The sequence below is a fragment of the Pseudoxanthomonas indica genome, from assembly GCF_900167565.1.
GTDB lineage: Bacteria > Pseudomonadota > Gammaproteobacteria > Xanthomonadales > Xanthomonadaceae > Pseudoxanthomonas_A > Pseudoxanthomonas_A indica.
In genome coordinates this window covers 853,769-867,937 of the sequence record NZ_FUZV01000001.1, presented here as the reverse complement: position 1 = coordinate 867,937, position 14,169 = coordinate 853,769, and the positions used below count along the sequence as shown (strand labels likewise).

The 14,169-nt window shown below is 65.6% G+C and carries 13 protein-coding genes; 4 read left to right on the top strand and 9 right to left on the bottom strand.

Annotated elements, in window-relative coordinates; translation table 11 throughout:
- Nucleotides 1-23 precede the first annotated feature (23 nt).
- From B5X78_RS04170 to B5X78_RS04130, 9 genes are all read right to left on the bottom strand, one after another.
- Nucleotides 24-248, bottom strand: a complete 225-nt coding sequence (locus B5X78_RS04170) for a YbdD/YjiX family protein (RefSeq protein WP_079723200.1) — start codon at nucleotides 246-248, stop codon at nucleotides 24-26.
- Nucleotides 248-2,317: a carbon starvation CstA family protein gene (locus tag B5X78_RS04165; RefSeq protein ID WP_079723199.1), complete on the bottom strand. Its 2,070-nt coding sequence runs from the start codon at nucleotides 2,315-2,317 to the stop codon at nucleotides 248-250. The genes B5X78_RS04170 and B5X78_RS04165 overlap by 1 nt, the downstream gene beginning before the upstream one ends.
- 100 nt (nucleotides 2,318-2,417) lie before the next feature.
- A complete protein-coding gene (corA, locus tag B5X78_RS04160) occupies nucleotides 2,418-3,428 on the bottom strand; it encodes a magnesium/cobalt transporter CorA (protein WP_079724415.1) in 1,011 nt (336 codons plus the stop codon).
- 217 nt (nucleotides 3,429-3,645) lie between these two features.
- Nucleotides 3,646-5,685, bottom strand: coding sequence for a glycoside hydrolase family 97 protein (locus tag B5X78_RS04155; RefSeq protein ID WP_079723198.1), 2,040 nt, complete (start codon nucleotides 5,683-5,685; stop codon nucleotides 3,646-3,648).
- Between the two features lie 43 nt (nucleotides 5,686-5,728).
- On the bottom strand, nucleotides 5,729-6,913 hold the full coding sequence (locus B5X78_RS04150; protein WP_079723197.1) for a lipoprotein N-acyltransferase Lnb domain-containing protein: 1,185 nt from the start codon (nucleotides 6,911-6,913) through the stop codon (nucleotides 5,729-5,731).
- A complete protein-coding gene (locus B5X78_RS04145; protein ID WP_079723196.1) occupies nucleotides 6,906-7,784 on the bottom strand; it encodes a CorC family transporter in 879 nt (292 codons plus the stop codon). Before B5X78_RS04145 ends, B5X78_RS04150 begins: the two co-directional genes overlap by 8 nt.
- A gap of 81 nt (nucleotides 7,785-7,865) precedes the next feature.
- Nucleotides 7,866-8,555 carry a hypothetical protein gene (locus tag B5X78_RS04140; RefSeq protein ID WP_176140770.1) on the bottom strand — a complete coding sequence of 230 codons (690 nt, stop codon included), beginning with the start codon at nucleotides 8,553-8,555 and terminating at the stop codon, nucleotides 7,866-7,868.
- A gap of 46 nt (nucleotides 8,556-8,601) precedes the next feature.
- A complete protein-coding gene (gene ybeY, locus B5X78_RS04135) occupies nucleotides 8,602-9,090 on the bottom strand; it encodes an rRNA maturation RNase YbeY (RefSeq protein ID WP_079723195.1) in 489 nt (162 codons plus the stop codon).
- Complete coding sequence (locus B5X78_RS04130) at nucleotides 9,087-10,067, bottom strand: PhoH family protein (RefSeq protein ID WP_079723194.1); 981 nt, start codon at nucleotides 10,065-10,067, stop codon at nucleotides 9,087-9,089. The genes ybeY and B5X78_RS04130 overlap by 4 nt, the downstream gene beginning before the upstream one ends.
- A 524-nt stretch (nucleotides 10,068-10,591) precedes the next feature.
- On the opposite strand from B5X78_RS04130, the gene B5X78_RS04125 reads away from it, so the two are divergent.
- The 4 genes from B5X78_RS04125 to B5X78_RS04110 are packed head-to-tail and all read left to right on the top strand — an operon-like array spanning nucleotide 10,592 to nucleotide 14,168.
- Entirely contained in the window at nucleotides 10,592-11,179 is a 588-nt protein-coding gene (locus tag B5X78_RS04125) for a TetR/AcrR family transcriptional regulator (RefSeq protein ID WP_079723193.1), read from the top strand.
- The gene (locus tag B5X78_RS04120; RefSeq protein ID WP_079723192.1) at nucleotides 11,169-12,131 is read left to right on the top strand and encodes an HlyD family secretion protein; all 963 of its coding nucleotides are present in this window, start codon (nucleotides 11,169-11,171) and stop codon (nucleotides 12,129-12,131) included. Before B5X78_RS04125 ends, B5X78_RS04120 begins: the two co-directional genes overlap by 11 nt.
- Before the next feature lie 16 nt (nucleotides 12,132-12,147).
- Nucleotides 12,148-13,080 (top strand): ABC transporter ATP-binding protein, encoded by a 933-nt coding sequence (locus tag B5X78_RS04115; protein ID WP_079724413.1) that lies wholly within the window; start codon nucleotides 12,148-12,150, stop codon nucleotides 13,078-13,080.
- Nucleotides 13,077-14,168, top strand: a complete 1,092-nt coding sequence (locus B5X78_RS04110) for an ABC transporter permease (protein ID WP_079723191.1) — start codon at nucleotides 13,077-13,079, stop codon at nucleotides 14,166-14,168. The genes B5X78_RS04115 and B5X78_RS04110 overlap by 4 nt, the downstream gene beginning before the upstream one ends.
- Nucleotide 14,169: the final 1 nt, after the last annotated feature.

Here is a 14,169-nt window from a genome sequence, read left to right as displayed (position 1 = left end):
CTTTTTGTTTGCATCACGCCGCCTCAACAGCAGCGGAACCCACTCTTGCCGCCGTATCGGGCCTCTTGCCGTTCGCGGAAGAAGGTCTTGTAGTCCATCGGTTCGCGATCCGGATGCTTCTCCAGGATGTGCCGGACATAGTTGTCATAGTCCGGCACGCCGCAGCACAGTCGCGCCGTCTGTACCAGCCGGCGCCAGACGCGCCGGTGTACCTGGTAATGCTCGACAGGAACGAGCGCGGTGCCCATCAGAGGTTGGCCAGCTGCTGCGGATCCACCTGCACGTAGTTGGTTTCCTTGTCGGTGCGGGCAGGGGTGCGGCGGGCGACGATAATCGCCTTGATCGCGTAGATCAGTGTGCTGAACACCACGAACAGGAACAGCGCCGTCAGCCCGGTGTTGACGTAGGCGTTGGTGACGATCTGCTGCATCTGAGCAACGGTCTTGGCCGGTGCGGTGATGGTGTTGCTGGCGATCGCCGCCTGGAACTTGTGCGCCTGTGCCAGGAAGCCCTGGGCCGGATTGCTGTCGAAGATCTTGATGAAGCCCGCCGTGGTGGTGCAGATCAGCAGCCACGTTGCCGGCACCGCGGTGACCCAGGCGTAGCGGTCACGCTTCATCTTGAACAGCACCACCGTGCCCAGCATCAGTGCGATACCCGCCAGCATCTGGTTGGAGATGCCGAACAGCGGCCACAGCGTCTGGATGCCGCCGTAGGGATCCACCACGCCCTGATAGAGCAGGTAACCCCACAGCGCCACGCAACCGCCGGTGGCGATCAGGTTGGCGGTCCAGGATTCGGTGCGGCGCAGCGCCGGCACGAAGTTGCCCAGCAGGTCCTGCAGCATGAAGCGGCCGGCACGCGTGCCTGCATCCACGGCAGTCAGGATGAACAGTGCTTCGAACAGGATGGCGAAGTGGTACCAGAACGCCATCGTGTTCTCGCCCGGCAACACGCTGTGCAGGATCTGTGCGATGCCCACCGCCAACGTCGGCGCACCGCCGGCACGCGCCAGGATGGTGTGCTCGCCGATGTCGCGCGCGGTCGCTTCCAGCACGTCGGGCGTGATGGTGAAGCCCCATTCGCTGACCTTGGCCGCGACCGAGACCACATCCGTGCCCACCACCGAAGCCGGACTGTTCATGGCGAAGTAGATGCCCGGTTCGATGATCGACGCGGCCACCAGCGCCATGATCGCCACGAACGATTCCATCAGCATGCCGCCGTAGCCGATGTAGCGCATATGGCCTTCGCTGGCGAGCAGCTTGGGCGTGGTGCCGGAGGAAATCAGCGCATGGAAACCGGACACCGCGCCGCAGGCGATGGTGATGAACAGGAACGGGAACATGCCGCCCTTCCACACCGGGCCGTCGCCGTTGGTGAACTGGGTCAGCGCCGGCATTTTCAGATCCGGGGCGACGATGATGATGCCGATCGCCAGCGCCAGGATGGTGCCGATCTTGAGGAAGGTGGACAGATAGTCACGCGGCGCCAGCAGCAGCCACACCGGCAGCACCGAGGCGACAAAGCCGTAGCCAATCAGCATCCAGGTGATCTGGGTGCCGGTGAAGGTAAACGCCGGGCCCCAGGTCGGGTGCGCGCCGACCTTGCCGCCCAGCCAGATCGACAGCAGCAACAGGATCAGGCCAACCACCGAGATTTCGCCAATCTTGCCGGGGCGGATGTAGCGCATGTACACGCCCATCAGGATCGCGATGGGCATGGTGGCCATGACCGTGAACATGCCCCAGGGGCTTTCCGCCAAGGCTTTGACCACCACCATGGCCAATACCGCCAGGATGATGATCATGATCAGGAAGGCGCCGAACAGCGCAATGGTGCCGGGCACCTGGCCCATTTCCTCGCGCACCAGATCGCCGAGCGAACGACCATTGCGACGCGATGAAATGAACAGGACCATGAAGTCCTGCACCGCGCCGGCCAGCACCACGCCGACGATCAACCAGAGCAGGCCGGGCAGGTAGCCCATCTGCGCTGCAAGCACCGGGCCCACCAGCGGGCCGGCGCCGGCAATGGCGGCGAAGTGATGGCCGAACAACACATGCTTGTTGGTGGGCACATAGTCCAGGCCGTCATTGTTGATGACGGCCGGCGTGGCCCGGGTGGGGTCCAGCTGCATCACCTTGTTGGCGATGAAGAGGCTGTAGTACCGATACGCAATCAGGTAGAGCGACACCGCGGCGGTGACGATCCAGATGGCATTGATGTGTTCGCCGCGGCGCAGGGCCACGGTGCCCAGCGCGAACGCGCCCAGCACGGCCAGCGCCGCCCAGGCGAGTTTGGAAAGACCTTTCATGAAACACCCTCCGCGGAGACTGCGGCTAGAGTGGTCCGATGCGCCGGGAGGGTCAATCCGTAAGGGTGATTCCGGCCTTCAACTTTGGTCGAAGCAGCCCCTACAGCCAGCGCACCTTCTTGAACAAGGCGTACAGGCCGACACATACCGCCGCCACGCCGACAATCAGCAGCGGGTACGAGTAACGCGTGTGCAGCTCGGGCATGAACTCGAAGTTCATGCCGTACCAACTGGTGATCAGCGTGGGCGCGGCCAGCAGTGCGGCCCACGCACCCAGACGCTTCACCGTTTCGCCCTGCGCCAGTGTGACCAGCGACAGGTTCACGCTCAAGGCGGTGGTCAGCATTTCGCGCAGGGTGTCGGTGGATTCGTTGACGCGCAAGGCATGGTCGTACACATCGCGGAAGTACAGCCGCACTTCTTCGGGAATCAACGCACTTTGGGTGCGACTGAGCTGGGCCAGCACATCCTGCAGCGGCGCCACCGCCAGCCGCATCTTGGTCAGTTCACGCTTGAGCTCGTACAGCCGCACCACGGTCACGCGCCGGTAGGTGTCGGCGAAGATATCCTTTTCCAGCACGTCCAGGGTTTCGCGGAACGCATCGACGATCGGCCGGTAGTTGTCGACGATGAAATCGAGCACGGCATACAGGCCATACGACGGCCCGAGGGCCAGCAGTTCCGGCTCGCGCTGCACGCGCTCGCGCACCGGCGCGTACGACAGCGAGGCGCCGTGGCGCACGGTCAACAGGTAGCGCGGGCCGAGGAAGGCGTGGGTTTCGCCGTACTGGATGCGCTCGTCCACCACCTGCGCGGTGTGCATGACCAGGAACAGTGAGTTGCCGTAGGCCTCGAGCTTGGGCCGTTGATGGGCGTTCTGCGCGTCCTCCACCGCCAGATCGTGCAGGCAAAACTCTTCCTGCAGTTTCTCCAGGATCGCATCTGCCGGTTCGTACAGGCCCACCCAGACGAAGCTGCCGTCATCGATCGCCAGCACGTCGCTAATCTGATCCAGGGTGATGTCACGGCGCGTGCCGTGGGCGTCGTAGACGACGCAGTTGATGACGCAGCTGGGGAGAGTGTGTGCGGTTGCGGTGTTGGTATCAGCCATGGGCTGATCCTGCGCCTGTTGATCGCGCACGGCAAGCCGATGCGAGGATGCGTGGCCCTTGTAGGAGGGGCTTCAGCCCCGAAGCACAGGGCCGGTCAGATGCCGGCCCATCTTGTTTCCACGGGTTGGCACCTTTACATGGGCGATGACAGGTTACGAGCTTCGGGGCTGAAGCCCCTCCTACAGGGGCTTCGCCGCTCTTGCGCTTGCCGCTGAATCACCGCGCGATGAACCGAATCGCCTGCCCGCCACCCGGCGCCAGCTTGAGCGTGAGCGTATCGGCCGAGGTCACTTCACGCTCCTCAATCACGATGTCCTCGCGCGCGGTCTTCCAGTTGGCCTTGTCACCGTCGCGGTAAATCTGCGCGGTGTATTTGCGGCCCTTGTCGAGGAAGGCCAGCGGCGCCTTCAACGTGCGCGCCTCTTCATCCGACACCGCGCCCAGGTACCAGTTGTCGCTGTGGCGATCCTTGCGCGCGATGGTCACGTAGTCGCCCACTTCGCCATTGAGCACGCGGGTGTCTTCCCAATCCACCGGAACGTCCTTGATGAACTGGAACGGACGCGGATTGGCTTCGTAGTTCTCCAGCAGATCCGCGGCCATCTGCAGCGGGCTGTAGATCACCACGTACAGCGCCAGCTGCTTGGCCCAGGTGGTGGCCACGCCATCGGGCGCGCGGGTCTTCATGCCGAAGATGCCGGGCGTGTAATCCATCGGACCGGCCAGCAGGCGGGTAAACACCAGGTTGGCTTCGTGCTCGGGCGGATTTCCGGGGTTGCCCCAGGCGCTGTATTCCATGCCGCGTGCCCCTTCGCGATCGATGGTATTGGGCCAGGTGCGGCGCAGGCCGGTGTCCTTGATCGGTTCGTGTGCGTTGATGCTGATGTGGCGCTTGGCCGCCTCGGTCACCACTTTCAGGTGATGGCGCGCCATGTCCTGGCCCTCATGCCAGGCGTAGTGGCGCTTGCCGTCGGCGCCGATCACCTTGGCTTCGCCGGCGTCGGAGACGTAACCGGTCTTGACCGCATGCACGCCGACCTGCTGGTACAGATCGAACGCGGCTTCCATCTGCGATTCGTAGTGGGCGGCGTTGGCCGAGGTCTCGTGGTGGCCGATGATCTCCACGCCCTTGGATTTGGCATAGGCGCTGAGTTTTTCCAGATCGAAATCCGGGTACGACCGGGTGAAGCTGAAGTCATCGCCATTGCCGAACCAGTCGCCATCCCAGCCCACGTTCCAGCCTTCCACCAGCACGCCGCCGAAGCCGTTCTTGGCGGCGAAGTCGATGTGCTTCATCACGTTCTCGTTGGTGGCGCCGTGGCGCGGACCGGACGACCAGGTCTTCAGATCCTGGTGCATCTCCCACCACACGCCGACGTACTTCATCGGCTTGACCCACGACACATCGCCGAGCACGTTGGGATCGTTGAGGTTGAGGATCAGGCTGGACATCGCCAGCCCGGCGGCGTCATCGGCGATCTGCACGGTGCGCCAGGGCGTGTTGAAGGGCGCCTGCCGGCGCACCTTGACCCCATCCAGGCCCGGCGTGAGCAAGGCCTTGAAGCGGCGGCCTTCCACCCGCGTCAGGTTCATGCCGGAGTAGTCGATCAGCGCGGCTTCGTGGATCGACAGATGCGTGCCGTTGGCCAGCTTGAAGGTGATGGGCGTCTGCGCAATGCCCACTTCCTCCACCGGCGTGCGGTGGTAGAGATACTCCTCTCGGTTCCACTCGCCGGCCGGAATCCACCAGGTGGTGGCCGGCTGCGCCAGCACGAACTCGGTCAGCTCTTCGCGGATGTTGAGCTGCGGCAGCGACGCCTGTTGCGGGAACTCGTAGCGGAAGCCCAGGCCGTCGTCATAGACGCGGAACACCAGGTCCAGACGGCGCGCGGTCTTTGCAGTCTCTTTGAGCGTGACCCGCAGTTCGTTGTAGTGGTTGCGGATCTGCCTGCGTTCGCCCCAGGGCTGTTCCCAGGTTTCGTCGAAGCTGCGCGTGCGCGGCTGGGTCACCGCGAACGCGCGGTCAAGTTTTGGCGTGTCGGCCAGCAGGAAGCCCAGGTGCGAAGGCGCGAGCAGGGCCTTGCCATCGCGGCTGACCGAGTAGATCGGCCGGCCATCGGGATCGGAGCTCAGATCGACGGCAATGCGGCCATCCGGCGAGGTCACCCGCGCCGAGGCGGCCTTGGGTGCGGGTTGCGCCGCCGGTGCGGCCAGTGGAAGCGCCAGGACGGCGAGAGCGAACAGTCGGAGCAGCATGCGGACCCTGTCTTTCGGCAGCGGGGAAGGGCCGCATCCTGCGTCAGCGCACGTGAGGCGGCCGTTTGAATACGTATGCAAGCGCCAGATGGATGGGCGCGAGCAAGGCAATCCAGGTCTGGTTGTACTGGTAGCCGAAGGCAAAAGGCAGCCACTGTACGAACCAGGCGAACAAACCGAGCACCGCCACCGCGATCAGCACGGGCTTGAAGTACGGCGCAGGTTTGCGGCGGCGCAACACCGCGATTGCGCCGGGAATCAGCAGCAGGCACAGCGGATTGAGCAGCAGCAGGTTGTGGTTGCGCCAGGCGGCCCAGTGTTCGCTGAAGCCCCACAGGAAGATCAGCAGGCCACCGCCCACCGTGCACAGCAACCATAACGGCAGCGCGAGCGCGGCGACGGCGCGTGGATGACGACGCCCCAGCACGACCAACGCCACCGCGATGGCCAGGCCGGCCACCAGCCAGGGCGTCCAGCGGCGCGGGGCTTCCGCTGGCTCGGCGCCAATCAGGTGCGGCAGCAATTCCACTTCGGACTGCACCAGCGGCCGGCCGGCGCCGTTGCGTGCCTCGCGCAGGCTGTCGGCCAGGCGCATCGGCACGAAGGCTTCCTCCCAGCGCGACATCGGTTTGTCGGCGTTCGGCCCCAGGCCCAGATCAAAGCCCAGCCACATCCAGGTGGCCGGCGATGCCAGGCGCACGCTTTCGCTGCGGAAGGTGTTGCCGCGTGAACGGCCGGCCAGCTGCGGTTGCAGGCGCCCCCCCATCGCGGTGTCCAGCGCGTCGCGTACCTGGGTGGAGCAGTTGGAGGTGAAGTAGTCGTAGCGGTAGCGGCCTTCGTTGATCTGCGTGCGTGCGGCCAATGCATCGGCCAGGCGCTGTGCTTCCTCCGGCGCCAGATCCAGCCACTGCACGCGCACCCCGCGACCACTCTCGCGGTACTGCGCCAGGTCTTGTTCCAGCGGCAGCGCGACCAGGTAGTACTGCATCACGCCTTTGACGAAGTTGCCGATGAAATCGGATTCGCTCGGGTCGAAGAAGCCGAAGTTGTACGAGGTGGCCGCGCCGGACTGCGGATCCACCACCACGATCGCGTTGTGGCCGAAGCGCTCGAAGAAGATCTCGCCCGGCGCCATGGTCGCCACGCCCACGCGCGGCGCGGCCAGCGCACTCAGCGAACACAGCAGCAACAGGCTGGCGAGCAGCCAGCGATACAGGGACTTAGGCATCCGCCAGCACGGTGACATGGAAGGCATGGATGCGGCGCGCATCGGCGCGCGCCACGCGGAAGGCAAACCGGCCCAGGGTGAGCTCTTCGCCGGTTTCCGGCAGATGGCCGATGGCGGCCGTGACCAGACCGCCGACGGTGTCGTATTCGTCATCCAGGAAATCCGCGCCAAAGCTTTCGTTGAAATCGGCGATCGGGGTCAGCGCATCGACCACGTACTGGCCGTCGGCCTGTACCGCGATCAGGGTCGCTTCGTCCTCGGCCTCGTCGTGCTCGTCGTCAATCTCGCCGACGATCTGTTCCAGCACGTCTTCAATCGTGACCACGCCGGCCACGCCGCCGTACTCGTCCACCACGATCGCCATGTGGTTGCGCGACAGGCGGAATTCCTTGAGCAGCAGGTTGAGTTTCTTCGACTCGGGAATCAGCACGGCCGGGCGCAGCAACTCGCGGATGCTGCCCGGACCGTTGTCGGCGACCACGCCGCGCAGCAGATCCTTGGCCAGCAGGATGCCGAGGATTTCGTCCTTGTTGTCGCCATGCACCGGAAAGCGCGAATGGCCGGACTCCACCACCTGGTGCATCAGATCCAGGAAGCGGCCCTCCACCGGCAGCGACACCATCTGCGCGCGCGGCACCATCACATCGCCCACGGTCAGTTGGGCCACCGCCAGGGCGCCTTCCATCATCCGCAGGGTATCGCTGGCAATCAGGCCGTCGCTTTGCGCATCGCGCAGGACCGCGACCAGGTCGTCGCGTGTGTTGGGTTCACCGGAAAACGCCGAACTCAGGCGTTCCAGCCAGCCGCGCCGTTTACCCCCCGAGCTGGTCTCGTGGTGTTCCGGCGCCGGGGTACTGTCGTCTTCAGACATCTCTTGTAAGGGAGCGCCCGCGCTGCGGGCGACGGGACAGAGTCTAGCAGGCCGGGGCATGGGCCACGGCCGGCGACGGGGTCATGCGCCGGCAGGCGAGGCCGCAGCGGGGCTGGCAGGCACGGCGGTGGGGGCCGGTTCGCCGGCCGGTGCGGCCGAGGGGGTGAGCTCGACCGGGGCTTCTTCTTCTTCCAGCGGATCGATGCTGTAGGTGCAGCCCACCAGGGTCTTGCCGGGGTGCGAGGTCACGTTGGACACGCTCAACACCGCCGAGCGCACCATCGCCTTGCCGGTCTTGGCGTCCTGGAATTCCTCGCTCAGCAGTTCCTTTCCGAACATGGCCTTGTCCGGCGTGTCCACGGCCGTCTCAAGCGCCAGTTCCTTCGCCAGCGGGCGCGGATCGGGCAGGTCGAGGATGGCCATGACTGCCGAGCCGGCAAAGGCGATGCGATCGCTGCGATGGCCAAACACGGTGACCGGCTGGTTGAGCGCGTACTCGGTCATGAACATGTTGGTCTGCGGCAGCGGACGCCAGCCCAGCGACACCGCGTTGAGCGGGTCCTGCACGGCGATGGCCAGCGACAGGAAAGACTCGGGCTGCTGCTCGCAGCTGATCAAGCCAGGCAGATTGACCTTGGCCGGCTCAAAGGGCGGCGCTTCCAGTGCGGCTGGCGGGTCGACGGCCAGGGCGGGCGCGGCCAGGGCCAGCAGCAGGACCGTGCGAATCAGGGCGGACGGGAGCGAAGCGAACGACGGACGGGCTGGCGTCATGTGGCAGGTGCGAATGAATCGGGATGCCCGGCATCCTAGCGCGGACCTACTCGTCCGCGTAGGGATCCTCGATGCCGAGTTCGGCGAGGATCTCGCGCTCCAGCTGTTCCATGCACTCGGCTTCCTTGTCGTCCTCGTGATCCCAGCCCAGCAGGTGCAGGGTGCCGTGCACGGTCAGATGGGCGTAGTGCGCGGCCAGCGCCTTCTTCTGTTCCTTGGCTTCACGCGCCACCACCGGCGCGCAGATCACCAGGTCACCCAGCAGCGGCATCTTCACGCCCTTGGGCAGCTTGACGCCCTCGGCCATCTCGGCCGGGAAACTCAGTACGTTGGTGGCGTAGTCCTTGCCGCGATAGTGGCGATTGAGCGCGCGCCCTTCCTTGGCATCGACCACGCGAATCGCCAGGTCGGCTTCGCGGATACGACCGCGCAGCGCCGCCGCCACCCAGCGGCGGAAACTCACCGCCGCCGGCAGGCCGGCGCGGGGCAGTGCATAACTGACTGAAACTTCCAGCCTTACCGGACCTTGCGTCATGCCTGACCAGTCTCCGAATCCTTGCCGTCCCGCGCATCGTAAGCGTTGACGATGCGCGCCACCAGCGGATGGCGCACCACATCGCGGCTGGTGAAGAAGTTGAAGGAAATGCCGTCGACGTTGCGCAGCACATCCAGCGCATCCTTCAAGCCCGATTTCTGGTGCTTGGGCAAATCGATCTGGGTCAGATCGCCGGTGACCACGGCGGTGCTGCCGTAGCCGATACGGGTCAGGAACATTTTCATCTGCTCGATGCTGGTGTTCTGCGCTTCGTCCAGAATGACAAACGCATCGTTAAGCGTGCGTCCGCGCATGTAGGCCAGCGGCGCGATCTCGATCACGTTTTTCTCCAGCAGCTTGACCACTTTTTCCACGCCCAGCATTTCGTAGAGCGCGTCGTAGAGCGGGCGCAGGTACGGGTCCACCTTCTGGGTCAGGTCGCCCGGCAGGAAGCCCAGCTTTTCGCCGGCTTCCACCGCCGGCCGCACCAGGATCAAACGTTGCACGCGCGATTCGTTCAAGGCCTCGACCGCGCTGGCCACCGCCAGGAAAGTCTTGCCGGTACCGGCAGGACCAATGCCGAAATTGATGTCGTGGGTGGCGATCGCATGCAGGTAGTTGGCCTGGTTGGCGCCGCGTCCGCGCACCGTGCCGCGCTTGACCTTGATCGACACGTCCTGCGGCTCGAAGCCGCCTGCGGCGACGTGCTCGACATTGGATTCGTTCAAGCGCAGGTGGATGGCTTCGCTGTCGAAGATTTCGTTGCCGGCTTCTTCATACAGCGCGTGCAGCAGGCGATCGGCCGCCACCACGGCCTTTTCCGGCCCGGTGACGCGGAAGATCGCGCCGCGATTGGCGATTTCCACGCCCAGGCGCAGTTCGATCTGGCGCAGATGCGCGTCGAAGGGCCCGGCCAGGTTGGCCAGACGTTCGGTGTTTTCAGGTTCCAGGGTGAATTCGCGTTTGCTGGCAGTCATGGGGTTCCGTTGTTGACTAGGCGGATCGCAGCCCGCTGCGGGCGCATGCAAGTGAGCATGACGGGGCAGGGCGGATCACGCGGAGGGATCGAAGTGGCCGGGTCCTCGCACCGATGTGGTGGGGGAGGGCGGAATTTGCAAGCGGCAATCAGCGCAGAAGCTGGATCACGGCGGCGTTCCTCGGCGAGGTCGGGGCGCGCAGGGTAACCGCGCTGGCCGGCCGTCGTCATCCGGCCGCGCCGTTCATCGGCTGCCACTTGCATTAATTAATCGATGAATTAATTATTGCACCCATGAAATCACAGCCCCCCAAAAAGCCCGGCCCGCCAGCGCGCAAGTCCAAGCTCCCTGCCACCCGGGTAGCCCCCGCAGGAGGGGCTTCAGCCCCGACCCTGGCAAGCCCGACGGCTCCCAAATCGCCCAGCAAACGCGGCCGCCCACCGACCCGCGCCGGCAAGGAGGGCACCCGCGCCCCCGGCCGCCCCGCCGCCGATCCCCAGCGCCAGGCCGATCAGCGCGAGCGGATGCTCGACGCCTCCCTGCAATGCTTCGTCCGCATCGGCATCGCCGCCACCTCGCTGCGCCATATCGCCACCGAAGCGGGCGTGACCCCGGCCCTGGTTCACTACTACTTCGGCGACAAGTCGCAGCTGCAGCAGGCCGTGGTCAAGGAACGGCTGTTGCCGGTGGTGGGAGAACTGCAGGCGCCGCTGGGCAAGGCAAGCGAAGGCGATACGGCGGCCTTGATCGCCGGCTTTGTGCAGGGTGTCGGCGCGGTCGTCGAGCGCCATCCCTGGCTGCCCACGCTGTGGGTGCGTGAAGTCCTGCTCGAGGGCGGCGCGTTGCGCGATGTGCTGCTCAAAGAAGTGGGCCCGCTGGTGGCCAAGATGATGGCCGGTCGCTTCGCCCAGGCGCAGCAGGCCGGGCGCCTGAATGCGGATCTCGATCCGCGCCTGTTGATGGTCTCGCTGATTGGCCTGACCTTTTTCCCGCTGGCCAGCGCGCCGATCTGGCGCGCGCTGTTTGGCGCTGACGACATCGATTTCAACGACCTGCGCCGGCACACCCTGGTGCTGCTGGATCGCGGACTGGAGCTCAAAGATGCGAACTGACCTGCGCTGGGCCCTGGCCCTGGCACCTCTGTTGATCGTGGGCTGCGCCGACAAGACACCGCGCGCCTTGGGCACGCTGGAGTGGGACCGCATCACGCTGCCCGCGCCGGCCGCGGAAAAAATCACCCGCATCGATGTGCGCGAGGGCCAGCAGGTCGCGGCGGGCGCGCCGCTGCTGCAACTGGAATTGACCCGCACGCAATCGCAGCTGGCCTCCAGCCAGGCGCAGGCGCAACAAAGTCGCGAGGTATTGGACGAGCTGCGTGCTGGCCCGCGCCGCGAAGCCATTGCCCAGGCGCGCGCCACCCTGGCCTCCGCGCAGGCGCAGGCACTGGACACTCGCGCCTACTACAACCGGCTGCTGCCGCTGGGCCGCCAGCAATTGGTCGCCGCCTCGGAAGTGGATCGCGCACGCGCCGCCGCCGACAACGCCGGTGGGCAGGTGCGCGCCGCGCAGGCGGCGTTGCTGGAACTGGAGAACGGCACCCGCGTCGAGCAGCTGGCGCAAGGGCAATCGGCCGTGGCCGCGGCCGAAGCGCAGGCCAGCGTGCAGGCGGTGACGCTGGAAAAACTGAGCGTGGTGGCGCCGCGCGCCGGCCGCATCGACAGCCTGCCGTACAAGCTGGGCGATCAGGCGCCGGTAGGCGCGCCGCTGGCGGTGATGCTGGTGGGCGATGCGCCTTACGCGCGCGTCTACGTGCCGGAAACGCAACGCACCTACGTCAAGGTGGGCGACCAGCTGCGGGTGCGCGTGGACGGCCGCGACCAGGTCTACAACGGCCGCGTGCGGATGATCCGCAGCGAGCCCAGTTTCACCCCGTACTACGCCTTGAGCGGAAAGGACGCTGCGCGCCTGAGCTACATCGCCGAGGTCAGCCTGCTGGACAAGGACGCCGCGCAGTTGCCTGCCGGCGTCCCGGTGAGCGTGGAGCTTGCGCATGGCCAGCCTTGAGCCGACCGGTCCGGCGATACACGCGCAGGGCCTGACCAAGAAATTCGGTGCGCTCACCGCCGTGGATCACGTCGATCTGCAGGTACCGCGTCGCAGCGTCTATGGATTCCTCGGGCCCAACGGCTCCGGCAAGTCCACCACCATCCGCATGCTCTGCGGCCTGCTCACGCCCACGGCGGGCGAGATTGATGTACTCGGGCTCAAGATTCCCGCGCAGGCCGAGCAACTACGCACCCGCATCGGCTACATGACCCAGAAGTTCTCGCTGTTCGAAGATCTGACTGTGCGCGAGAACCTGGAATTCCTGGCGGCCGTGCAGAACCTGTCCAAGGCGCAGGCGCGCCAGCGTATCGATGAGCTGATCAGCCAGTACCACTTCAGCGATCGGCAGAAGCAACTGGCCGGCACCATGAGCGGTGGCCAGAAACAGCGCCTGGCACTGGCGGGCGCGGTGATCCACGAGCCGGAACTGCTGTTTCTCGACGAGCCGACCAGCGCGGTGGACCCGGAATCGCGCCGCGATTTCTGGGAGAAGCTGTTCGAACTGGCCGATGCCGGCACCACCATCCTGGTGTCGACGCACTACATGGACGAAGCCGAACGCTGCCATCGCATCGCCATCCTCGATCGCGGCATGCTGGTGGCCGACGGCACCCCGGATGATCTGACCGGCGATCTGGCCGGACGCACGCTGGCCGTCGAAGCGCAGCAACCGCGTCAGGCGCAGAAGATCCTGCTGACCCTGCCGGATGTGATCAGCGTGGCGCAGATCGGCAATACCCTGCGCGTGCTGATGGCGCGCAATGGCGATGCCGCCGCGCGCATCGGCCGCGGCCTGGCTGATGCCGGCGTGCAGGCGCAGGTGGGACCGTCCACACCAAACCTGGAAGATGTGTTCGTGGCCGCCACGCGCCGCCAGGCCGCACAGGGTCGCGAGGAGGCCGCATGAACCTGCGGCGCCTGTTGGCGGTGATGCAGAAAGAGGTGCGGCAGATGCGCCGCGACCGCATCACCCTGGCGATGATCGTCGCCATTCCGGTCGCCCAGCTGCTGCTGTTCGGCTATGCCATCAACACCAACCTGCGTGACCTCAAGGCGGGCGTGGCGGATCAATCCAACACCGCGGCCTCGCGTGCGATGGTGATGGATGTGGTGGCGACCACCGTGATCCGTCCGAGCCTGGTGGCGCAGACGCCACAGGAACTGATGGAGGCAATCCGTCGCGGCCAGATCAGCCTCGGCATCGTGGTGCCGCCGGATTTCGAGCGCCGTCGCGCCGAAGGCCGCGAACAGATGCAGGTGCTGGTGGATGGCAGCGACAACGCCGTGCAGGCCGCCGCCGCGCAGATCGCGCAGATGCCGCTGGATGGCAGCTCGGGTGTGGGCGCGCGGGTCGAAAGACCGATCAGCGTGGTGAGTTTCTACAACCCGGAGCGGCGCTCGGCGGTGAACATCGTGCCGGGTTTGATTGGCGTGATCCTGACCATGACCATGGTCCTGTTCACCGGCGTGGCGATCGTTCGCGAACGCGAGCGCGGCAACATGGAGTTGCTGATCGCCACCCCGGTCAGCAGCGCCGAACTGATGATCGGCAAGGTGCTGCCTTACATCGCCATCGGCCTGGTGCAGACCACGGTGGTGCTGGCGCTGGGCACGTGGTTGTTCGAGGTGCCGCTCAACGGCAGCCTGTGGGAGGTTTACCTGGCCGCAATCCTGCTGATCGCCGCCAATCTCACCCTGGGCCTGCTGATCTCCACCGCCGCCAAATCGCAGTTCCAGGCCATGCAGATGACCTTCTTCGTGTTCCTGCCTTCGATCCTGCTGTCGGGTTTCATGTTCCCGTTCTCGGGCATGCCGCAGCTGGTGCAATGGCTGGCCGAAGTCCTTCCGCTGACCCATTTCCTGCGCCTGATCCGCGGCATCATGCTGCGCGGCGCCGGCATCGAAGAGCTGTGGCCGGACGTGTTGGCCATGCTGGCCTTCACCACGGTGATGATGAGCGCCGCGATCCTGCGCTTCCGCAAACGCCTCGATTGAT